This is a genomic window from Sphingobacterium sp. UBA2480, from assembly GCF_002341965.1.
Taxonomy (GTDB): Bacteria; Bacteroidota; Bacteroidia; order Sphingobacteriales; family Sphingobacteriaceae; genus Sphingobacterium; species Sphingobacterium multivorum.
This window is the reverse complement of record NZ_DDPA01000010.1, coordinates 234016-259423: the sequence shown is the minus strand read 5'-3', so window position 1 is coordinate 259423 and position 25408 is coordinate 234016. Positions and strand designations below refer to the sequence as shown.

Genomic DNA, 25408 nt, shown 5'->3' with positions numbered 1-25408 from the left:
CATACTATTCCCATTAAGGGACTGCAAAGTTACAAACATTTTTATAACTGTCAAATAATTAGTGAATTATTTTTTTTTATTTTCTACTTCTTTTAAAACCACTCCCCTATTTTTACGATTTGTCCTTTCAAGATTCCTTACATCGAATAATGCCCCAAAAAAAATAAAATTAGCACCCAACTCCATACTGCCATACAGCTGTCATAAGTTGCGCTAATTTTGAACTGTCATACAACACGTCAGGTGATGTATCGCTTACTAAAATTTTAAATACAAAAATCATGAAAACAGAAATCATTTCGAAGAACGAGCTACTTCAACATTGGCTAGGCCATAGAAACCTAACAAGACAGACTATTGAAAAATTTCCAGAAGAAGGATTGTTCAATTACAAGGTAGAAGGCATGCGCACTTTTGCAGATATGATTAAGGAGCTACTGGGTATTGCTGTTCCAGGTCTCCAGGAAATTGTCAACAACAAAAGTGGCAAACTCAACGAGAATCTCAGTTATTCGACCAAAGCACAATTACTGCAGGCTTGGGATGAAGCTACTCCTCAGATCAGTGAACTGTTCAATCAAATTTCAGAAGAACGTTTTGCCGAAGAGTTCAATTTATTTGGACAATACAAATCCCCCATTATCCATAGCATATTTTATTTTATTGACAACGAGATCCACCATCGTGGTCAAGCTTTTGTCTATTTACGCTTACTGGGTATCCAACCACCATTTTTTTGGGAAAGGGGTTAATAACTGATACAGACAACGGAAGTTTTCTCCTGACATGGATCAAAAACTTTTTAGTACAATTTACAGTTTAACTTGTTCGGCATCCTCCCTTTCCGCCGAACAAGTTTTTCCTTTACCATAGTAAAGAATCCTGATTACTTCATTTACAGCTAAACTTGCTCCAAAGCAGATGAAAGCAAACCTCTGACAACATCTTTTAGCGATTCGGGTTCAATTATGCGACCTTTATCCGCAAACATCAGATACCAGCGCGCAAACCCATTCTCCATATTCATGCAGTCAAAATGCATTTCCACATAGTTATCGGTTACAATTTCTTCTTGGAAACCAAAATAGTGACGATCCCACTCCATATACCTAGCCATTTCTTTATCCACTTGCACCACCACTTTGGTTGTCGGCACTTCATGCCGCTTACTCAGAAAGAAAGATAGTTCGGGATGCTCTTTTCCAAAATCTTCAGCAAGTATTCTAATATTGTTTATTCTATCCAAGCGGAATTGCCTATAATCTTGTCGCAATCTACAAAAAGCAAGTACATACCAAAACTTGCTCTCCACAAAAATACCCACAGCTTCGATTTCACGCCTTTCTGGAGTCTTATCGGAAGGTTTGGAATAATAGATTTCCACACATTTCTTTGCTGCGATGCTTTCGATCAGAATATTGGTGCCATGGGTTAGCTTCTCATTGAATTGATGACGCCCACCGCGCACCAGAAAGTTATCCCCAACTAAGGCTACCTGTTCTTTTTCGTTGCCCCGTAATATAGCTTTCATTTTCAGCAATGCCGTGGTAAAATGATGAGCAAGATTCCGGTCTGTATATTTTTCAACTAATTTCTCTGCTGCGACAAAACTCAATGCCTCTTCCCTTGTAAATTGCAAAGGTGGCATCTTATATCCCTCCACCAAAGAATAACCGCTTCCCGCTTCACCATAAATAGGTACCCCTGCCTGCATCAGGGAACGAATATCTCTATATATGGTACGCTGACTCACTTCATATCGTTCTGCCAACGCTGCAGCTGTCACAACAGGTTTAGCTTGCAGATGCATATAAATAGCGAGTATACGGTCAAATCTCTTCTGGATATCGGTCATAGGGATAAAGATACAAAATCTAGGCTTTAACGCTACAAAAGTTAAGTCTGAGCACTCCTGTTAAGGAAAACAATAAATTAATAGGATTTTATTAAATAACAGGGAGTTAATAGGGACTTTATACGGACTTAATAGGGACCTCATTCGGATGAAAGCGTATAATATCCGATTTATCTACGGATAATATTTATTTAAAATCTGTACTAATCAAAAAGGCACCTCCACCTCTGTTTTATATGGGATAGAACCGACGCTATGTTTCAAGATATAGCCCCCTGCTTCCTTAAAATAGCTGCCCCAATGAAGACATTGAGACAGCAACATTAATTATTATGTGTATCTTAATTGCTTCCGACATCTAATGATGTACAGCCAGTATCGCTCAAATAGACATTTTCGAAAGTGTAATATTGTCCGGAGCCCGAATGACCGCAACTCATCGCATACCACATTGTTAACCAACTAGGGCAACTTGCATAAATATCATAATTTCCACTTTGAATATTAACGGGATAGGAAAGCGTATTCGCAGGGACTACAACATGCTGTGTGGTTCCTCCTGGAAAATTCCCACTAAAGGTCAAATAAATAGGGGAATTACTAAAGTTATACACATAAAAGTCGAATGTGCTACTTAGTGTTTTAATATTCGTTTTGGTATTTTTTTTTGCACCAACGTTTTCTGTAGAAATTACATTTCGTTTATTAGATAGTTTTATAGCTGGTACACTCAAATCTCTAGCTTGAACGAACAAACCGGTGACAATAAATAACGCAAAGGCTATTACAAATGATTTTTTTAACATAATTCAAAAGTGTTTATAAATAATTGACTATTTCAATAAGCTTTTTTTGAGATATAGCTTATCAACAATTGGCTTCTGCCTTAACTAAATCATAAGTGACCTCCTTTCTTTTAGATAAATTGACTAAAGTTTCTCAATCCTTAGCGAATGATGCCTCATCGTTAATAATTATGGTCGAAAAATCCATGGCGCATCGCATTAAAAAATCTTCCGTAAAAAAATAGGTTTACTATCTATAAATCCGTCCAAATGATTACTTAACCAAAGTGTACTAGCTTGAAATACAAAAACTTACCGACCTCTAAAAAAACACTAATCAGTGCAATTTCAATAAATCTGACTTTACTTTGTTCTTTTCATTCTTTATTAGATTTATGCTATTGGTAACTTATAAACGGAGCGGTATAGATCTGACAATTCGAGTGACAGATCTCGCTAAATATGATGTGTCTATCGCGACTATTATAACAGGAGATGATCCATGAAAATATGGGGTTGGTTGGAACGGCATTTTTCCGGGTGCACGAACGGCTAAAACTGTCCCTAAAACAACACTCATTTTAGGAACAGTTTAAAGGTCCCTTATCGCCTATTGTTTAATCACTTTCTCGCCATCAAGCAATCGATTATACCGCACCAATGCTTCTACATAATAGTAATCGGCATAGGTTAAAGGCACATCTACCTCTGTTTTATGTGGAATAGAACCGACGCTATGTTTCAAGATATATCCCCCTGCTTCTTTATAATCTGCTTTGTAGGGTTTAGATGATAAAGACCGCAACATCTGCTCGGCCTTTGAAATATAGAGCTGGCTTTCACTACCTGTTGTGTATTGTGCCAATTCCAGCAAAGCCGAGGCCGTTACTGAAGCTGTCGACACATCGCGAAGATCTTTTTGGCTATAATATTTACTGTCCGGTGTAAGCTTGTTTTGGTCCATATCCCAATAGGGAATTAGATCTTTTGGAAGGTTGGGATGATTCAGATAAAACTGCGCAATATGCCGCGCTTGCTCCAAATATTTCTTGTCGCCGGTCTCACGGTACATCATCGTATAACCATAAAGTCCCCAAGACTGTCCCCTAGCCCATGCAGACTCGTCAAAAGCACCTTGGGCAGTCTTTCTCGAAATAATACGTCCATCTTTTGGATTGTAATCCACGACATGATAGGAACTATAATCTTTTCGATAGTGATTGACCATTGTTGTATTTGCATGCGTTATAGCGATATCACGATAGCGCTTATCACCTGTCATCTTGGAAACTTCCGTCAAAAACTCCAGGTTCATCATATTGTCGATGATTACCGGATAGGTCCAAGGCTGCCCATCCCAGTTTTTTCCACCGTCCCATGAACGGATAGTTTTGGGTGCTTCGTGAAAGCGTGTTGCCAACGAGGCTGCTCCAGTACTTAAAATTTCCTTATATGCAGCCGAATCTCCCGTCAAGCGTAACGCATTCCCAAAGCTGCAGTACAACATAAAGCCCAAATCATGTGTTCCCTTGTTGTTCTTTTCCTTCTCGAGTTCTTTTAATTTGCTTTTTGCTTCCGTCAAAAGTTTTTCATCCTTGGTATACTCGTATAAGTATAACACTGTACCGGGATAAAAGCCCGAGCACCACCAACTTGAACCCCAATTCACATATTTACCATCTTTATACGTCGTCGGCATATCCGATTCATTGATCGATGCGGCAAGGTAGGCGATTTGTTTATGTGCATCTTCCAAATTTGTGCGAACAAATTCTTTGTCAAGTCCCAATTTCACTGCTCCTAGGTTTCGCTGACTGGAACAGGAAATTCCCTGCATTCCTAGCCCGATCATTAAAGCTCCCGTAATATAGTGTTGTATCTTCATTTTATCCAATCCTTAATCTTTTGCTTTTTATTCTTTTTCGTTTAATAACTTACATAATAGTCTTTGGGAAATTGCTCAGCATTCCAGCATTTTTGGGAGGTCCATGGTTGTGGAGCACAGGTCCAGAACTCGTCGTTTGCTGGTAGTCCTAATGGCAAAAACGACAAGGAAGCTACATACATTGAACCTGCATTTGTATAATAATCTGCGAGATTGGATTGTTTATCACCCACCACGCCCATACGTAGCCATCCAGATGGCGCAAAGGTTTTGTCAATATAAATATGTCGAAGTATAGTCGTCAACGCTGCCCTGACCTGACCCTTCGAGATGTCTTCGGGCAACTTATTTTCTAGAGCAACTGTTGCTAGCGGCTGAAAAGCAGCATTCTTATAAGTTGATGAACGGCCAACGACAACATAATGGCCTTCTGGGGAAATCATGCGTTCCAAATGATGCGCATAACGCTGCATCCGTTTGTATGCCCGCTCATACATCTCTTTGTATTTTCCACCCGCTGGGATATTATGACGCAGCGACTCAACCTGCATGCAATGGATTACGTACCCGTTGTAGTGATCAAAACTAAAATGGGCGCCATCGCTATACCAGCCATCTCCCACATACCATTCCTGATCAAATTTATTGACGGCATAATCGATCTTTTCTCGCGCACATTCCTCACCTATGCTGTAAAGAAATGTTTCTGTCATTGCAGCAAACAGCAGCCAATTGCTCTCATTCGGCTTAATCTTACGCAGCAGTTTAAACTCTTCGACCACTCTTTTCTTTGTAATTGGGTCCAATGGTTCCCATAAAGCTTTTGGAGCTCTCAGAAAAGCCAGCGCAAGATGTGCTGCATCTACGAGTGTTTGAGACGACGGACCTCGCCAGGTAAAATAATCCGGTGATTTAGGATCTACACCATACTGTATACCGAGTAATGCTTGATCGCGTAATTTTTTTCGCAATTTTCCTTCCTCAGTGACGTCATCCGGTAATGCCAACCAGGGTGCCATTCCTGCCAGCAAACGTCCAAACGCTTCTAGGTATCCGACTCCAGGGTCCCTACTATCAAAAGTCGGGCTCACCTCCATCGGCATATTTTTACGCCACTGCTGCTTGCTGATATTACCTAATATTGGAGCAGCCATCTTATGTAAGACAGATACCCAATAGGCGCGATCGTTTTCGTTAACGCTTGTCTTATTGTCCAAACTGCTTGCCTCTGCTTTTATTGGTAGAGATGCAGTTAATGCGCCAACTCCAGCTCCGCCTAACAATTTTAATAGGAATCTTCTCTTCATTCGATAATGGTTTATAAATTAATGTGAGCTTGATAATGCTGCACAAAACATTAAAAATCTTTAATTTAACCTAAAAAAACAAACCTAAATAAATCAATCGCTCTAGCAAACGATTGCATGAGCGATTGATAACAGCTTTTTTACACTAGATCTTTTACTTCCACTCCGGATTTTGTTGCAAATTCGGATTTAGACCGAGTTCTGTAATCGGCAGAGGCCATAAATAGTCTCTCGCTGGATCAAATTTTCTAGTTGCAGCAGTTTGAGCAATAACATATCCCTCAGGAGTGAGTTTAACGGAGGGCTTTTCCGCATATTCATTTTCAAAATACTGAATACCCAATGTAGGCAACGGCAGTACCTTCTCTGCTATTTTCCACCGAATTATATCCCAATAGCGATGTTCTCCCTCAAGCGCAAACTCAACTCTTCGCTCTCTACGGATCTCTTCTAACATATTCATCTGATGATCGGAAACAAATGCATTAGTCAGCTTAGGCATACCTGCTCGTTCGCGAACTAGGTTTAATGATCTATTAAGATCACTATCTGAAATATTTCCATCCAATTCATATGCGGCTTCCGCATATGACAATAATACCTCTGCATAACGAATGACCTTGTGTTCGGTAAAGCTTATTTGCTCCCTCCAATCTACCGCATTAAAATATTTAAAAGTTTTATATCCTGTTTGAGTGAACGAAAACATAGGCTGATAATTGGCTCCATTAATATAAAGATCTCCCCTTTTAAAAACAGTCATTGCCAACCGAGGGTCTCTATTTTCAAATTCTGTCAATGTACTTACACTAGGCTTATAATAAGGAGATCTATTTGCACCCTCTCTCGGCAAACCATCTACATATAGATAGGCATCCACCAAATAACGCGTAGGTGTAATAGCTCCCTGTTCTAGATTTCGGCTATAGTTATGTGTCGAAATCTTGTCCGTCATATCCTTGCCATACAATCTTGGCAAAATATTCTCTTTATTAGCATATCCGTTTGCCTCTTTTTGGAACAAATAATAATAACTCTTTGCAGGGTCAGCTGAGTAATTAAAGAGCTTAAAATAACCCGTAGAAATAATATCATTCGCTACATTTTTTGCTATTGTAAGATGCTTTTTGGGATCCCCAATCTTATGGTATTTTTCAAAGGTTCCTTCAAAAAGTGCTATTCTCACTTTTAGTGCTTGCGCAACACTCTTATTGATTCGTCCGTAATCCGTAGATTTGGTATCTTTAGCCTCCGGTAAATTTTGGATGGCGTAATCCAGATCCTCATAGATCAAATTAACAACCTCCTCACGTGTGCCTCTCGGAGCCTGCAAAAGTTCATCGTCAAGTCCCATAGTGCGCGTTATAATTGGCATTCCACCAAATCTTTTTAGCAATTCACCATAAGCGTACGCCCGAAAGAAACGTGCCTCTGCACTATACTTATTAATAATACTTGGATTCAAGCTCATCTGACCTGCTTTTTCCACCACAGTATTAGCGGCACGTATTAGCTGATAGTTCCCTGTATAATCTCCCGTGCTACTTGGCACTAAACGAGAGCCGTCACTTATTGAATTGTTACCTGTTGATCTCGAATCATCCGACCAATTTGCTGCATTGTTCTCACCTATTCCAGGTAAAAATGTATATAGATAATTCACGCCCATGAGCAAATGCGCCTCCGTTTTCCAGAAAGAAGCATCAGTTACTTGTGTTTCATCAAACTTATTATCCAAATCTTTCATACATGAAGAGAAGACAACACTGGCTGACGCAATTAGCACCCCCAATTTAGCAACTCTCTTTACAAGAATTTCTGATTTCTTTATTTGTATTTTCATAACTTTCTTCGGTTTAAAATGTGATATTTACACCCGCTGTAAATGAGCGAAAGAACGGATATCCAAAGGCTTGACCGTTGGGAGTTTCAGGATCATAGTACGGGTTCCATGATTTTTTGAATTCAAATAAATCTTCCCCTGAGAAAAAGACTCGTAAGCGATCTATCTTTACCTTGGTAGTTAAGGTTTTAGGTAATGTATAACCCAACTGAATATTTTTCATCCTAGCATAAGCACCATTTACTACCCATTTATCCGATATTCTTGTATTACTTCCTCCTCCCATCACAGGGCGAGGAAACATTGCATTTGGATTCTCCGGTGTCCAATAATCTTTGTGTATCGCCCAAGCTTGACGCCAACTCTCAGTATAAGGAAGTGTCAAGATCGATGGTAATAAAAATTCTCTTTTACCAACACCTTGAATAAACGCACTAAAATCAAATCCTTTGTATTCAAAAGCTAGGTTTAGACCAAATGAATAGCGTGGATTTTGGGTACCGAGATAAACCAAATCACCGGGATCGTCTAAGTTACCTTTACCCGAAGAAATAATATTATCACCATTGATATCCACATAACGAATATCGCCAGGACCTAGAGTTGGATTCTGATGATTTACCTTATTATTCGCTATTTCCTCGGCACTTTGGAAATAACCGTCAGTACGATAACCAAAGATTGAATTTTTAGCATAGCCCTCCAAAAGGGAGACTAGTCCACCACTCAAATTTCTTCTGTTCAGGAATGATATAACCTTATTATTGTTATCTGATACATTTGCTGCTACCGAATAGTTAAAATCCTGTCCAATTTTGTCTTTCCAATTTAGACTCAATTCCCATCCCCATGACTTAAAGTCACCGATATTTGTACTAGGACTTCCGATTCCAAATACTCCCGGTTGTGTCACAGTTCCATAAGTACCTTTTGTCTTACGCCAGAAATAGGAAAATGAACCTTCCAATTTTCTATTCAACATCGCAAAATCCAAACCCACATCCGTGTTAGTCACCTTTTCCCAAGTCCGTAATGGCGATGCAGCGCTTCCAATCCAATAATAGGTATTACGAACATTATTAAACGGATAAGCGTCCCCCTTAGAAAGTGAATTGATGTAATCGTAGTTGTTTGCACGTGGATTATCACTATTTGGATCATTCGCTTGTTTACCCCAAGCTGCCCGCAATTTCAACTCATTAAATATTTTAGATGCTTCACCAAACCAAGATTCGTTATTTACACGCCAACCTGCAGAAACACCGGGCAATGTAATCCAACGATTCGCGGGTGATAGTCTAGAACTTCCTTCCCTATTTAAGGTTCCTTGTACGATATATCTTTTATCAAAAACATATTGTGCCGTTCCAAAGAAAGAAATCAATGTATTCGTCTGTATATTATCATTAACAGAAGTGTTATTTTTATCCCCCGCTTGCCTTAACGCTAAAACATCATCTGTTGGCAAATTCGCTGCTGACGCAATAATATAATCATAACGATAATCATCATAACGATATCCTCCACGTGCTAATATTTCATGTTTATCACTGAACGTACGATTATATTCCCCTACTGCTTGCCAGTTATTTGTCAAAGCCTGCCCGCGTCCTTTAAGAATTTGATTCAAACTGAAGTTGTTGCCACCAGCCCAGCCCGATTGTCCAGTCAGATTATACATCGGGACAGGTAAACGCGTATTGTTGTCATTATCAACTAATATCCTTGGACTATACAATAGACGTAATTTCAGTCCCTCCGTAAAGATGTCTTTAGCTCCCAACTCAAAACTACCACCAATCTCATGAACCACATTATTATTACGTCCCCCCTCTTTCAACAACGCAACAGTTTCGCCCCCAGCACTGCCTGCAGCATATTTTGTATCGCCGCTTTCGGGAAGATATATAGGACTAATACTTCTCGACGAAACAATATTATAGATCAATCCATAATCGTTACTCGCTCCCAAAACACTCGAATTTCTTTCCGATCTGCTATAGATGATTTTGGAATCCAAGCTGAATATCTTTGATAATTCCCTATGATAATTAAAACGTCCATTCAATTTTTTATAATCGTCAGGGCCATATCTAAAAATGCCCTTGTCACTTACATAACCTAATGAAAACAAATAATTATCCTTATCAGTACTACCCGATATCGAGAGGTTCTGGTTTAAACGCGTTGCCTTATCCTTTAATAGGATTTTAGGATAATTGTAATTACCAAAATATTGATAGGCTGTTGGATTTGTAGGATTTACTCTATAGTATTGATTTGGATCTTTCATCAAAGCAATTAATTCATGACTCCAGTCTGGAGACTGCCCTGCATTAATACGCGCAAGATTTTGCATTTCTGCTTCTTCCCAACTATTAATCCGTTCTGGGAATAACCCCATCTTTTTCGCAGTCCACATTCCTTGGTAATTCACTTTTAGTTTTCCTTGCCCAGATTTTGTAGTTACCAAAACGACACCAGCGGCCCCTCTCGAACCATAAATTGCTGTAGCGGACGCATCTTTTAAGATTGATATATTAGCGATATCATCAGGGTTTGTATACGTCAATGACCCAGGAACGCCATCAATTAGTACTAAAGGACTCGATCCCCCTGTCGATAAATCACCCCTGATATTAACAGAAAAACCTTCGCTTCCAGGTTGTCCACCAGACCTTGTTACAACAAGCCCTGGTGCGGCTCCTTGCATGGCCGACATCACATTAGAAATAGGACGAGATTCTAAAGTCTTTTGATCAATAGTAGAAACTGAACTTGTTAAATTAGATTTCTTCTGTGTTCCATACCCCACAACAACAACCTCGTCAATAACCGAACTTGTGCCGTCCATAGTCACATTGACGACATTGCGCCCATTGACAACAACTTCTTGGTTTTGATAGCCGACATAAGAAATGACAATTGTCGCACTAGAACTCACGGACAATGAATAGGTACCAGTAGCGTTTGTAGAAGTAGAAGCACTTCCACCCTTTTCTCGAATCGTTACACCCGCTAAAGGTGCACCTTGACTGTCTGTAATCCGCCCCGTAATCGAAATTTTCTGCTGTGCCATACTCGCACCCACAGTAAACATCATCATAGCAGACAGTCCAACTTTGTAAAACTTTGCCATACTTTAGGAAATTAGCTTTATAATAAAAATTGGTTGTTTAACTAGGTCAAAGATGGGCCTATACGCAAATTAAGAGGGGTGAAATTCATAAATATTTGGGGGTAAAATCTTAAATTTGATCCAAATACCCCATAACCATGAACATATTGCCTATTTTATCGCGACAATTTCTGCTGTTGATATCCATCATTTCCCTTTGTCATGCTCAGGATCTTAAGTTTGAGACACTGAGCCAGGAGAATGTGTTGGATAAACAGGCAGTATTAACAATTGCGCAGGATAAACAGGGTAAACTTTGGTTCGGTGGTGGCGCCAACCTATTTGTATATGACTCCCAGAATATCACCAATATTTTGGTACAGGATACCGTCTTTAAAAAGGTAGATTATATTAATAAGATTGGCATCAATGCAAAGAATCATCTTTTCATCGCTACGGCAACCCAACTATTCATTTTCGACATCGATAAACGTAAAGCTGTATTTAAACAAGGAAAACCTTTTCAGGAAAAAATTGTCATCACCGACATCCAGTTTTTATCAGACCAGATATTTCTATGCACTGACAAGGGGCTTTATCAGGCAATCCCGACAGCTGGCTCCTACAATCTCAAGAGAATCCTCGACCGCCCCCGAGTGCAATCGATCATCCAAACCAGCCCCAACACCTATACAGTAGCAAGTTATAAGGGCATCGAGTCTTTTTCATGGCAAAATAATCAGATCTTCCATATCCAGAATCTGATGTTTCCCCCGCTGCCGTTAAAAGAACGTATTTTCAGTGCCCAATATTTCCATCAAGGTATCTTGTGGGTTGGCACAAAATTGCACGGAATATTCCAATACAACTTCATTGATAAAAAATGGAATAACTTAACAGAATCAAACAGCAACCTACTGAGCAATAACATCAGAAAAATAGTCCCAACCAAACAAGGAGATCTCTTGATCGGTACACTAAAAGGACTCTCCATCTTTAACGGCTCGCCACATTTCCTAAACTATAAACACAATACCTCCGTCAAAAACTCATTGAGTCAAAATTCCATCTATGATATCTTCATAGATCGCCAACAGATCACTTGGATAGGAACTTATTTTGGAGGAATCAATGCCATCTACCCCGATCTCATCCCCATACAGCATTACTCAACACGTTCGCGCACTGCTCTCAGCCTCAGTAGCGATATCACCGGCAGTTTTGCTGAGTCAGAAAATGCGTTTTGGATCGGAACAGAAGAAGAAGGAATCAACAAAATTGACAAAATAACTGGAGTAACTTCACCTTTATCAAAATTAACCCAGTCAAACCTGATCAAGGACCTCTATGTTCGCGATAATAAAATCTACGCGGCACAATATGGCGGCGGCTATTCCATTATCGATGCACAATCTGGAAATGCACAGCATTTTTACCTCGAAAAAGAACTCCTAAATCTCAAAAATAACATCTACAGCATTTACGTCGATCCGACACACCGTATTTACCTTGGAACCAACAAAGGGCTCTATATCGTGGAGCCAGGAAAACCTGCAACGTATCATGCTGCATTAAAAACAGGTACAATTGATGATATCCAAGCTGATCATAAACAGCAGACCTATTTTCTTAGAGGCGGGACACTTTTTCGCAAAAAACCGAATGAATCAAACATACGACCAATAAAACAGCTTGATACATTAGCCCTGGGTGGATTTTATGTGCATCCGAATGGTGACATCTGGCTGACGTCAAAAGAAGATCTCTATCATCTTGATCAGTACGATAAGCTTACCAAAATATCACGTTTTCCAAACAATTCCTTAGGCTGGCCCATCATTGTGAACAATCAAGTGTGGCTTACAAGTAAAAATGGATTAATATGCTACAATCCCAAAACAAAACAGCGTTACCTCCTGAATCAATATGACGGTTTACCGGTCAAAAATCTACTTGGTGCCAAAGTCTTTGCCAGCAAAGCAGGAACACTATTCGTCACGACACTAAATGGTGTAGTTTCTCTAGATACCCGAAAAATTATCTTTAATCAGAACATCCCCGAAGTACTCTTTCGAAATATCTTTCTCGAAGACACGCCATTGAACTACGGACGTTTACAGAAAACGTCAGACCCCAACAGCTACCAGCTCAAACTCCGACACGATGAAAACTTTGTAACGATTAATTTCTCAGGTTCCAATTTCATCAAACCGCAGAAGAACAGATACCGCTATAAGCTCGAAGGTTTCGACAAGGATTGGGTTGAAACAAATACCCCCTCTATACGATATACCAATATTCCTACAGGTATGCACACCTTGACCATTTTCGCCAGTAACAACGATGGTATCTGGAGCAGCATACCCCTGCGGATCAATATCGATATTAAACCTCCCTTTTGGAGGACCTGGTGGGCCTATCTTTTGTATGCCGGCTTGTTTACTCTCGGTGTACATTTTGTTATCAAGTTTGTTGTCGAACGTGAGATGTTGATCAACTCAGAACGGGAACAGGAAAAGAAAATAAAGTTCTTCACACAGATATCCCACGAAATCCGTACACCACTGACTTTGATAACGGCTCCTTTGGATGAAATTATTTCCGAAACAGCCAATCTTACTTCTACCCAGAACAAGGTAAAACGGATAAAAAAGAATGCCAGTAAACTCCTGGGTGTTATCAACGAGCTACTGGATTTTAAAAAATTCGATGACAAACACTTTGTACTGAAGAAAACAGACATCTCTTTTCGGGAATATATAGAAGATACATTCTACCTATTAAATGACCTTGCAAAAGCAAAACACCTCAACTACTATATCCGGCAGCTGGATGCTGTGGGGCTACAATCCATAGATACTGTACAATTTGATAAAGTCATGTTTAACCTCTTATCAAATGCGATCAAGTACACACCAGAACATGGCACAGTTTATCTGGATCTTATCGAAAATGATCACACAATAGCGATCAGTATTATCGATAATGGTATCGGTATCGCTACCGACAACCAATTTAAAATATTTGAAGAGTACTATCGTGAAGAACAGGCTAATGACGTGATCGGAACAGGTATTGGTCTAGCACTTACCAAACAAATTGTGCAGCAGCACGAAGGAGATATTCGCTGCTCAACGATGAATGATGAAAAAGGCCAATGGACTGTATTTACTGTTAGTCTCCCCAAGCAAATAAACCAAAAAACCGGAGTTATACCGCTAGAAATATTAACAAAAGAGACAGAGGAAGCAAACACAACGAACTTAGGCACGCTGGATATTTCCTTAAAGCAGACCATCTTGATTGTAGAGGACAATAGCGAATTATTAGCAGCCGTTGTCAGTCTATTTGAGGAGAGCTTCAGCATTATTACTGCTGTCAATGGTGAGGAAGCCCTTTCTAAAGCATTGGAATATATCCCTGATCTGATTATTTCGGATCTGATGATGCCTTACATGGACGGTGCTCAGCTATGCCAGGCCATTAAAACAAATATGACGACCTGCCATATACCATTCATCTTGCTGACTGCTGTAACCGACAACGATTCCCAAACTTTGGCCTTAGAGCATGGCGCAAACATCTATTTGACAAAACCTTTCGACAATAAACAGCTTTTTCTTTCTGCACAAAATCTCATAGCGGTCAGTCAGAAAAGAAGCAAGGAATTTGAAGTCAAAACGGCTATATTCTACAATGAACTCGATGCACAATTTATCTCATCCCTAAATCAGTTGATTGAAGAAAATATCCAATCAGATGGCTTTGATGTCAATTTTATAGCGCGAACAATGGGAATGAGCGCACCAATCCTCTATCGCAAGCTAAAAGCCATATCCAATTTGTCACTCAACAATTATGTAAAAACGTATAGGCTAAACAAAGCGAAAGAGTTACTAACATCCGCAATGAATATCAGTGAAATCGCTTATGCCGTAGGCTTTTCCGACAGGAAATACTTCAGTAAGGAATTTAAAAAACAGTTCGGATACAATCCGTCAGAGCAAACAACAAATTCTAGCCAGACCACTGAAACTTAGTGATATTTCAAAGTAGTCTAGATCCTATCCCATAAAAAAAGAGATGTCTCTAACATCTCTTTTTTTATCTATACCTGTGTACTTAAAACGAGTTAATTTATCAACGACAAGCTTTCTTTGATGGTCCTATTTAGCGATCTCTTTGATCATTGGCTCTCCTGACAATAGGCGTTGATAACGCACCAAGGCTTCAACATAGTAATAATCTGCATAAGTCAAAGGCACATCGATTTCGGAATTCAATGGCAACGCTCCAACACTATGTTGTAAAATGTAACCGCCATTTTGACCATAAGGAGCAAGATAAGGCGCCTTCGACAGGTTTTTAAGAATAATTTCTGCTTTGTTAAAATAGTTCACAGCCTCACTTCCCTTTGTGTATTGCGAAAGTTCTAATAAAGCCGATGCATACAATGCCGCTGCCGACACATCCCGAAGGTCCTTATTTGGATACATTTTGTCCGACTGCGCAATTTTATCTTTATCAAAATCCCAGTAAGGAACCAGATCAGCAGGCATATTTGGGTTACTTAAGATATATTTTGCGATTTGCTGTGCCTGCTTCAAAAATTCTTTCTTCTTGGTTTCGCGATACATCATCGTATAACCATAGAGTGCCCATCCCTGCCCTCTTGACCATGCCGATTCATCAAATGCACCCTGATGTGTTTTTTTTCCAATAGCCTTACCAGTCTTCTTATCATAATCGATCACATGGTAGGAACTATAATCTTTTCTGAAGTGATTTTTCAAGGTTGTTTCGGCATGAGCTACCGCAATGTCATAGAATTTTTTATCTCCAGTCATTTTAGATACCTGTGTCAAAAATTCCAAATTCATCATGTTATCAATGATTACAGGATATTGCCATGATCCGTGATCCCAAGAACGAATTGTTTTGGTAACGGGACTATAGCGAGATGCTAGGGAATTCGCACCAGTGCTGAGTATCGGCTCATACTTTTGCGTATCTCCCGTGAGACGAAGTGCATTTCCAAAACTACAGAATAACATAAATCCTAAGTCATGCGTACCCTTGTTGTTCTTTTCTTTCTCCAGATACGTCAATTTCTCAGTTGCTTTCTTTAATAATCCCTCATCTTTGGTGCCTTCATATAAATACAGCAATGTCCCCGGATAGAAGCCCGAACACCACCAACTGGATGAAGAAAATACCTCTTTCCCATTTTCGAAAGTTTTTGGAAACTTTTCTGCCGGCGTTTCATTCACCAGGACTTTTATTTGCTTTGCTGCAGCATCTAACTGTTGCTGAATGAACTCTTTGGATAGATTCGGTTTTGCTGTTTGGGCCTGAACGACAGTCGAAGTGCCCAAAACGGCCAATAATAACACAGAAAGTTGTTTTAATTTCATTATTTTTTATTCGTTTATTTTTATTTGGTCAGCGCATGAGCGCGTCAATTCTATAGTTAAATAATCAGCTCTTTTCTCCATTTTAATATGGAGCGTGGGTTCAAAGCATCTGCCTATCCAGCTTTTCCTGTCTTCCTTTCTCTAAGCTCGATTATCCATGTGCGTTGATCAAAGCGACTGCTCCCTTATCGAGCTGCAGATCAATTATTCCATCTTGCGCTACAGTAAACGTACCTTTTCCCTGTATTTTTACCTCTGGTGTTCCGATATCGGATTTTAAACGTAGACGACCGCCATATTGACTTCGGATTTGGATGCCGACCGTTTTTCCATTTTTACGCTCCGCTGATACGAGATTTCCACCATCTGTCAAAAAATTGGTAAAGGAAACATCCTTCCATTTAGAAGGAATTGCAGGAAACACACGTAATATGCCATTCCAATACTGCATACACAGTTCTTGAATACTCGCCATCGCTGCGAGTGGGGTTTCTATCACCGGACCGCTTTCGGCATATAGTGTATTGGATTTAATATATTTCTGTAACAAAACATCCAGCGAAGCCAAAGCCGAATCTCCTCTCCCCATCATGGCATACATTGAGGCAGCACCCGTAAATGAATAGCCCTGTAACCATTGCTTTTTGCTCTGCCAATGTGCAATAGAACGTTCAATAAGCGCTTGGTTATTTGCCTGATCCCAGTTTATGTCGTAAAACGGATAAATCATCATGAGATGCGAATAATGACGATGCGACTCACCATAGGGAAGGTCTCTTGCGATCATAAAGCCATCGGCATCTTGTGGATAATCAATCAAGTTGGCTAACACGTCTTTCCAGACCGCATAAAGTTTATCCTTGCCGCCTCTTTCTTGATCCAGCTCTATAAGTGTCTTGAGTCCCCACCTGAAAATGGAAAGATCATAATTTGTATCATAAGCATAACCTTTAGGGTATTCCGGTGAATAGGTTTTCACCCCGATATGGTATTTACCCTGTTGGTCCTTTTGCAATAAGTGCAAATGATAATTTATAGCTTCCTTCAGTAGCGGGAACAAGCGATCATATACTTCCTGAGAAAGGGTCGCTCGATAATACTGATAATAACTATGCAGAAGCCAAACGAGATTTCCCAATTCTTTTTCTCCATCGGAAGCGCCTTCCAGCGCAACATTTTTTGCCAGAAGAACCGGACTCCATAAACTTGGTCCCGAGGAGCGACCTACAGCCAAACTATTATAGCGATAAGGCTCGGGAACATTCTGTCTTAAATTATCTTTATTTCGATCAATCATCTGGATCAACGAGTTTGCAATACCGAGCTGGTTGGCTTTGAAAACTGGTGAATAAGCAAGTTGCATATTAAGATTAAGCCAGTAAGCTGGCCAAGGAGTTGGACTCGTCCATGGCCCCTGTAAATCCATGGCGGGTTTATCTGACCTTGTTGCACTGGCAAGCTTATAAAGTTGCATATCATAAAACCGCTGATAAACCGTATCTGGCAATTCTAGCGTCGATGCCTTAAAATAGTTTGTCCACCACTTGCGATGGGATGCCAGTCCTTTCGTTAACTGTTGCGCATTAAAATTCCGAACATAATGAATCGCCTTTTTGAAATAAGCAGTCCCATGCTGGCTATAATCTACAGTAATTAAATAGGTATCCACTTCTTTATCAGATTTGCTCCAATAAGCCGTTACATACCCTCCCCCCGCTAAGAGAGGCTGGTCAAAATATTTAATTCCGCCTTGTGTACCAAAACTGCCTTTTGGATTTGTCGGATAGTTTTTCGGTTTTTGCGTATAGCTGAATCCCATCCTTGGGCTGATGGCTTCGTCGGGTTTCCATGTAAGCTGGTAATTCCCGTTAAAATCTTTTTTAAATACCTCCAGCAAGATAATATTGTCATTCGATAAGGTGGTTGTCCGAATTCTCATCATGCCCTTATCCGTGCTGACTTTCGCCTCTGCATAAGCATCTTTTAAATAAATTTCTCCTTGTGCCTGTACAATCGGGCTTTCAAATTCCATTTCAAAATGACCTAACGACATACGCGCCTGATCAAACAATTTATCGGCCGAATTCGCGCGATGATCATAAACATCAGTTCGCCCAATATCAACGCGCATGGAATTCTTACCGGCTAAATAAGTCATTGTTCCCAGTAGACCATTCCCGGTAAATACACCTTCATAAATGGTATGACCCAATGCGGGAATTCTAAATTGTGCTGAACCAGAAATCGACTGGAATAGCGCGCAAATGAGAAAAAATAGTATTCTTAGATTCATCATTAGGATTTAATGCTATCAGAGCGACCATAAAGATGCTGGATTATTCGACTGAAATCAAGCCTCTTTTACGAAAACGATTGAGAAAAATTGATCGGTAGGGCTTTCCGAATCTATCCACAGGTCGGTTACCAAGCTGAAATGTAACAATTTAGCAGATAAAACAACAAAGCATAGGCAATAATGGGGTGGCTATATATGAAAGAAATGAATTCAGCAGCATTCTTTTGTTATTTTTTAATAAAACACAAATAAACAATACGTAAAATTTTAGTTATCAGTTTACATTTATCAGTTTTTTATCTATTTTTAAGATTAAATATCCAATGCCGTTATTTTTAACAGCCTAATAGTGGATCAATTATAAAACAACTAATCCAACCAAAATGAAAGAACAGAATTCATCAAGGCGTGATTTCATAAAAAAATCCGTGGTCGGTGCTGCGGCATTTTCTATTGTACCACGCTTTGTACTCGGAGGACAGGGCTATCTTGCTCCGAGCGACCATCTAACCAAAGGTGTAATTGGTGTCGGCAATATGGGGCGTGGACACTTTGGCTACGCCGGAACTAAAACAGTAGCTATTTGTGATGTGGACAAAACCCATCTGGCGGCAGCACAAGCAGACTTAGGCGGTGGTGTGAAGGAATACCATGACTTTAGGGAGTTGATTAAATCTCCGGAAGTAGATATCGTACATATTGCTACTCCGCCACATTGGCATGGACTGATGTCCATTGAAGCGGCAAAAGCAGGAAAAGATATCTGGTGTGAAAAACCGATGACACGCACTATCGGTGAAGGTAAAAAAGTGAAAGAAGCCATTGCACAGCATGGTAATATCTTTCGTTTAAATACCTGGTTTCGTTTTAAGGATGATTTTTATGGAATGAATGTTCCCGTAAGCAAAATCAAAAAATTAGTTGATACAGGGATGTTGGGTTGGCCTTTGAAAGTGACGATAAGCAAACATACGGGCTTTGACTGGAAATTTTATTGGGTAGGAAAGGAAAACCTACCGGAAGAGAAAGTACCAGCGGAACTTGACTACGATTTTTGGCTAGGCCCAGCACCATACAAACCTTATAATAAGCACCGTGTACATACGACCTTTAGAGGATATTGGGATTATGATGGCGGCGGCCTAGGAGATATGGGACAACACTATATGGATCCTGTTCAATACTTCTTAGGAAAAGACAACGAAAGTCCCGTTACTGTTGACGTTGATGCTCCGCAGCAACATCCGGATGCCGTGGGCACATGGAGACGAATTACATTTACCTATGCCGATGGTTGTCAGATCATTCTAGATGGTGAAGCGAAAGATGAAAAGGCAGCCTATATTGAAGGTCCAAAAGGTAAATTATATCGAGGGTTTCAATCAGATATACCAGATTTGGAAAGAAAACTTGCACAATATCCTGAACCAGCACCACAGATTACCGACTTCCTGGAATCTGTGCGCACAAGAGAAAAGTTTGCACTGAATGAAATCAATGGACACCGTTCTTGTACTTTGGTCAACATGGGGTTAGCAGCATTGCGACTAAACAGATCATTAAAATACGACTCTCAAAACGAGCTATTTATTAATGATGACGCCGCAAATAGATTGATTCACCAACCAATGAGAGGCCCTTGGTCTATTTAAAAAGAAATCCCAATGAAAAGAATATTCAATTCGCTGACTGTATTGCTTCTTATATCTAGTGCAACTTACGCTCAGCAACCACAAAATAGAACGACTGCAACCAAAATAGCAGACGTATTGGCACAGCAGCCTGCCGAAGAAAAAGAAAAATTTTTGCTTGCCATGCATGAGTTGGAAGGTTTTTCGTCTGACGACGTTGTCACTTTCCTCAAGGGACTTAAAGCACCGGGAAGCAATAATGCTCCGATAGAATTTGCAGCAAACAGCTATTCATTCTATGTAAATCAACCAGGTAAAGAACAGCATAAAAGAGTTTTTGTTGAAGGTTTGGCAAAATCCATCTCGCAATTGAGTGAACCAACAAATCAGGTCTTTGCACTACGCCTATTACGTCAATGTGCAGATAATACCGCTATACCCGCTGTCGCAAATTGCTTGGCAAACGATTATCTTGCCGATGCTGCAGCGAGAACTCTGGTATCTATTCGTACCCCTGAGTCGACAGCAGCATTAGAAAAAGCTTTAGCTGCGTCAACGACAGAGAAAACTGCTATTGCCTTAGTTACTGCACTCGGAGATTTAAAGGATAAAAATGCTGAAAATGCTATTTTGGGATTGACCAAAAAATATAATTCGGACGGTTTTCAACGGACAGCATTAATCGCATTAAGCAAAATAGGTGGCACAGCTTCTGAATCGCTATTTCAGGAAAAACTAACTGCTGCAGGTTACAGCTATGACAAATTTGATGCGGTTGGTCTTGGTATCGACTATGCCCAAGCATTGATCGACAATAAGCATGATCAAGATGCAATCAAGTTTCTGAACAAATTTTTCCAAGAATCCCAAAAAGCCAAATCAATCAACGGTCAAATTGCATCGCTTAAATTATTGACAACTCTTGACCCGGCGAAACAACAAAAGAACTTATTAGCAGCAGTTAAGAGCGATAATGGTGCTTACCGTAACATTGCTTTACAATTACTCGGAAAATACGGAAAGGGCAGCGACGCAAAAAGCTTGCTTGCTTTAGCAAGCAAGGGTACGCCTGAAGTTCAAGAAAGTGTATTGAACTACTTAGCCCACAATGGTTCGGCAAGCAGTTTAAAACTAATCCAGGCGTTAGTAAATAAAACACAATCTCCAGTAACTAAATTAGCTGGATTAAGTGCACTAAATACACTATCACAGGGAAAAGAAACCAATACTTTAATCCAGGCTCTCAACACAGATCAACAGTTCAACAATTCGGTAAAGGCGTTGATCCTATCATCTAAAGATGCAAATGTTGTTACCGATGTCAACAATGCGCTCGCCACGGTAGATGACGACAAAAAGATTCAATTACTGGATATTTTAAGTAAACGTTCCAACAATGCGTCATCCAAAGCTGTATTAGCAATAAAGAGTTCAAATCCTGCTGTCGAAGAAGCGATCAACAAAGCACTTCCCAATGTTGCCCAGGAGTCGGATTTAGAAGAACTATTCAATAGGCTAAACAATACGACAGATAATAAATCTGCCGTTCTATTGCAGCGTGCCATTGTCAATGTGATTCAGTCAAGCACAAATTCAAAAGGATTAACAGAAAAACTAGCAACTAATATAGCGAAATCAGCAGCGCCTAATACCGCTAAATATTTCCCTATTTTTGCTGGGCTTGGTGACGCACAGTCATTGAAAGCTGTAACTGCATACCTTAACAATAATAATACAAGTCTACGGTCAGCAGCAATTGAATCTTTGGCTGGCTGGTCTTCCTCCAACGCACTTCCAGAATTGGTATCTCTTTCCCGAACAGAAAAAGACGATAATCTGTTCAATACGGTATACCGGGGATTAATTAAATCAATTTCTTCTTCTTCGAATACGCCTGAACAGAAAACGTTGTTATTAAGAGATGCATTCAGCGTTGCCAAAACAGCAGATCAGAAAAAAGCAGCATTATCGGCGTTACAACCTACAGGAACATACCAGTCTTTAGTTTTTGCCGCCGACTTAATGAACGATGCACAACTGGGCGGAACTGCTGCCAATGTAGCAATGAACATTGCAATGGACAACAAGTTCTATGGAAAAAAGGTCAGAGAGGTTCTTGAACAGGTAATCGGTAAATTGTCGGGTAGTGAAAGTGGATACCTTAAAGAAGCCGTTGTTCGCTATCTCGCTGAAATGCCCATCAAAGAGGGTTACGTTTCGATGTTCAATGGTAAAGACCTAAGTGGCTGGAAAGGTTTGGTAGCGGATCCGATCAAACGTAGTAAGATGAACGAGAAAACTTTAGCAGCAGAACAAGCTAAAGCCGATGACATCATGCGCAAAGGCTGGACAGCATCCAATGGCGAAATTATCTTCAGTGGTAAAGGAGATAACCTGGCTACCGTAAAAAAATATGGCGATTTTGAAATGCTTGTAGATTGGAAATTGGAGAACTATGGTGGTATAGAAGGTGATGCCGGTATTTACTTGAGAGGTACTCCACAAGTACAGATTTGGGATATTGCGAATACAAGAGTCGGTGCCCAAGTTGGCTCTGGTGGATTATATAACAACCAGAAAAATGAAAGCAAACCATTGAAGGTTGCCGACAATGCTACCGGCGAATGGAATACGTTTAAAATCAAAATGGTAGACGATAAAGTCACGGTTTGGTTAAATGGACAGTTAGTAACCGATAATATTCCTCTTGAAAACTATTGGGATAGAAACCAATCCATTTTCCCTACCGAACAAATTGAGTTACAAGCGCATGGTTCAGTTGTTTATTATAGAGATCTTTTTATCAAGGAATTCCCAAGAAAGCAAATCTTTAAATTGAGCGATCAAGAGAAAAAAGAAGGTTTTGAAGTACTTTTTGATGGAACAAACCTCGACAAGTGGACAGAAAACCAAGCCTATGTCATCAATGACGAAGGTTATATCTGGGTGTATCCAAATGCAAAATTTGGTGGAAACCTCTACACAAAAGAAGAATACGCAGACTTCATTTATCGCTTCGACTTCAAATTGACCCCTGGTGCCAACAATGGTGTGGGAATAAGGGCTCCTCTAGAGGGGGACGCCGCATATGAGGCAATGGAAATCCAGGTACTTGATGATGGCGCAGATGTTTATAAAGACTTGAAGCAATACCAATATCACGGTTCGATTTATGGTGTTGTTCCTGCCAAAAAAGGTCATTTAAAACCTGTAGGTGAATGGAACTCCGAGGAAATAGTCGTGAAAGGAAATCGTATCAAAGTTACACTAAATGGCGCTGTTATTGTTGATGCGGATATCGCCGAGGCAAGCAAAAACGGAACCTTGGATGGCAAACAACATCCTGGACTTAAACGAACCTCTGGTCATATCGGGTTCCTTGGACACGGTACCGAAGTATTCTTTAAAGATATTCGAGTAAAAAAACTCAAATAGTCTTAACTTATACGTAGAAAGGGGATAAGGAATCTTATCCCCTTTTTGCTAATTAGCCCACTTGTTTGTCAAGTGAGAAAAATAACCAAATGATTCCAAAACTTTTGCTAAATTAAAGCCCTGAGGATTCTATTTCAAAATATGATGTTTTATGACTAAAGCCGTAAACTTACTGATTAACAAAAAATTGGAGAGTAAACCTGAAAAGAAAAATCTGTTCAATAAAATCTCCATTATAAAATTAATAGCCGAATTAGGATCTGTATCGGTAAATGACATTGTAAAAAACCTCTATTTAAGCCTGCCTACGGTGAATAGCCTCATTGCAGAGTTGCTGGAAGATGATTTTATCCGTCAATTTGACAAAGGAGAATCTATTGGCGGACGTAAACCCAATTTATATAAGCTATGTGATGGATTGTTTCAGGTGCTTTCGATTGAGCTCCAACGTTTCTCTATCACGATGAGCATAATGGACAACAACCAGAACATTATTGCTGAAACTGTTGAGCTGGATAATGAATTATCTCGCAATGGAGAAAATCTAGCTGCTATCACACAAATCGTTGATCAATATCTTATCGATAAATCAGTTGATATCGAGAACCTAACAGGGATTATCATTGGTATGCCTGGGCTAATCAACGCTGAAGAAGGTACCAACGAGACTTTTTTACATGACGACAATCAATCCATAACAAGTTACTTTGAGCGTATATATAAAAAACCGGTCTTCATTCTCAATGACGTCAAAGGCGCTGCTTATGCTGAATTGAAATTTGGATTGGCAAAAAACACAAAAAACAGTTTAATTATCTTAATGGATTGGGGGATTGGTTTAGGAATTGTGTCCAATGGCGAAGTCTATCTGGGACGTGATGGCTACTCCGGCGAAGTGGGACATATGCCCTTTATCGATAATGGCGAACTATGCTACTGTGGGAAAAGAGGTTGTTTGGAAACCGTAGCTTCCGGAATTGCTTTAGTCAACAATGCGAAACAGGAAATCCAGAAAGGAGAGCTGACTAAATTAAACGAATTGCAACCCGATGAATTACAACATTTAACACCAACGCATATTATTGAAGCTGCAAACAAAGGTGATCAATTTGCAATAAACCAGATTTCAAAACTAGGGACAAATCTAGGGAAAGCATTTGCATCCTTGATACAGCTCCTCAACCCCGAATTGATCGTATTGGGGGGGAAAATTGCAAAAGCAAATGAACTGATCACGATTCCGATACAGCAAGCCATCAATTCTTATACCATGGCAATATTGAAGGAACATTGTGACATAAAAGTGTCAAGCCTAAATCTCGACAGCAATACCGTGGGACTTACAAATTATTTTATCACGAAGTATCTGTCGGTTGAGTTGCTTCATAAATCCAAAATCTAAAACTGCCCTGTACTCAACAAAACAAGAGTGCAGGCTCTTTCTGTCTTAATACCATGCTCCATCGCGAGCTGTTCCAATGCTGAATTCTCTGCACCTGGATTAAATATTATTCTTTTTGGCTTCGTCGCTAATATATAATCGTAATATTCTTTCTGATTAGGCTCGCTAAGATACATTGTCACCGTATCAATATCTGTATAGATCTCACCTTTCTTTTCAATGGCAACTCCAGCGGCTTCTCCTCCACTCAAGCCAATATTGACGATTGCATGCCCATGTTTATGAAGCATATTTGCCGCTTTATTCGAATAACGTGATGGATTGGTGCTAGCACCCAAAATCAATGTTTTTTTCATCCCTTTATATATCTTTTGTATTTACTTATTACACGCTCACTCAAGGCATTTAGATTATCTTCTCTGCATTCTAGTTTACGA

At 39.8% G+C, this 25408-nt stretch carries 14 protein-coding genes; 5 read left to right on the top strand and 9 right to left on the bottom strand.

The annotated features are described in order from the left end of the window. The first annotated feature begins 281 nt into the window (after positions 1-281). A complete protein-coding gene (locus B3600_RS24985; protein WP_286754812.1) occupies positions 282-752 on the top strand; it encodes a DinB family protein in 471 nt (156 codons plus the stop codon). 149 nt (positions 753-901) lie between these two features. Here B3600_RS24985 and B3600_RS24980 read toward each other — a convergent pair whose 3' ends face one another. From B3600_RS24980 to B3600_RS24955, 6 genes are all read right to left on the bottom strand, one after another. Beyond that, on the bottom strand, positions 902-1855 hold the full coding sequence (locus tag B3600_RS24980; protein WP_112373924.1) for a helix-turn-helix transcriptional regulator: 954 nt from the start codon (positions 1853-1855) through the stop codon (positions 902-904). A gap of 341 nt (positions 1856-2196) precedes the next feature. Further along, positions 2197-2661 carry a hypothetical protein gene (locus B3600_RS24975; protein ID WP_112373925.1) on the bottom strand — a complete coding sequence of 155 codons (465 nt, stop codon included), beginning with the start codon at positions 2659-2661 and terminating at the stop codon, positions 2197-2199. 589 nt (positions 2662-3250) lie between these two features. Further along, a complete protein-coding gene (locus B3600_RS24970) occupies positions 3251-4525 on the bottom strand; it encodes a glycoside hydrolase family 88 protein (protein ID WP_286754811.1) in 1275 nt (424 codons plus the stop codon). Between the two features lie 41 nt (positions 4526-4566). Continuing rightward, positions 4567-5832, bottom strand: a complete 1266-nt coding sequence (locus B3600_RS24965; RefSeq protein WP_112373927.1) for a DUF2264 domain-containing protein — start codon at positions 5830-5832, stop codon at positions 4567-4569. 154 nt (positions 5833-5986) lie between these two features. Then, a complete protein-coding gene (locus B3600_RS24960; RefSeq protein WP_286754810.1) occupies positions 5987-7675 on the bottom strand; it encodes a RagB/SusD family nutrient uptake outer membrane protein in 1689 nt (562 codons plus the stop codon). A gap of 13 nt (positions 7676-7688) precedes the next feature. Then, positions 7689-10814: a SusC/RagA family TonB-linked outer membrane protein gene (locus B3600_RS24955; RefSeq protein WP_286754809.1), complete on the bottom strand. Its 3126-nt coding sequence runs from the start codon at positions 10812-10814 to the stop codon at positions 7689-7691. 137 nt (positions 10815-10951) lie between these two features. On the opposite strand from B3600_RS24955, the gene B3600_RS24950 reads away from it, so the two are divergent. Then, positions 10952-14833, top strand: a complete 3882-nt coding sequence (locus tag B3600_RS24950) for a hybrid sensor histidine kinase/response regulator transcription factor (RefSeq protein ID WP_286754808.1) — start codon at positions 10952-10954, stop codon at positions 14831-14833. Between the two features lie 126 nt (positions 14834-14959). Here the strand turns inward: B3600_RS24950 and B3600_RS24945 are convergent, their stop codons facing one another. Then, on the bottom strand, positions 14960-16207 hold the full coding sequence (locus B3600_RS24945) for a glycoside hydrolase family 88 protein (RefSeq protein WP_286709450.1): 1248 nt from the start codon (positions 16205-16207) through the stop codon (positions 14960-14962). A 151-nt stretch (positions 16208-16358) separates the two neighbouring features. Beyond that, positions 16359-18503: a glycosyl hydrolase family 95 catalytic domain-containing protein gene (locus B3600_RS24940; RefSeq protein ID WP_286754807.1), complete on the bottom strand. Its 2145-nt coding sequence runs from the start codon at positions 18501-18503 to the stop codon at positions 16359-16361. Positions 18504-18886: 383 nt separating this feature from the next. Here B3600_RS24940 and B3600_RS24935 point away from each other — a divergent pair, with 383 nt between their 5' ends. From B3600_RS24935 to B3600_RS24925, 3 genes are all read left to right on the top strand, one after another. Further along, positions 18887-20155 (top strand): Gfo/Idh/MocA family oxidoreductase, encoded by a 1269-nt coding sequence (locus tag B3600_RS24935; RefSeq protein WP_046674856.1) that lies wholly within the window; start codon positions 18887-18889, stop codon positions 20153-20155. 12 nt (positions 20156-20167) lie between these two features. Further along, the gene (locus B3600_RS24930) at positions 20168-23569 is read left to right on the top strand and encodes a family 16 glycoside hydrolase (protein WP_286754806.1); all 3402 of its coding nucleotides are present in this window, start codon (positions 20168-20170) and stop codon (positions 23567-23569) included. A gap of 151 nt (positions 23570-23720) precedes the next feature. Next, entirely contained in the window at positions 23721-24971 is a 1251-nt protein-coding gene (locus tag B3600_RS24925) for an ROK family transcriptional regulator (protein ID WP_286754805.1), read from the top strand. Here B3600_RS24925 and B3600_RS24920 read toward each other — a convergent pair. After that, a complete protein-coding gene (locus tag B3600_RS24920) occupies positions 24968-25327 on the bottom strand; it encodes a CoA-binding protein (RefSeq protein WP_046674853.1) in 360 nt (119 codons plus the stop codon). The genes B3600_RS24925 and B3600_RS24920 overlap by 4 nt on opposite strands. Positions 25328-25408 lie beyond the last annotated feature (81 nt).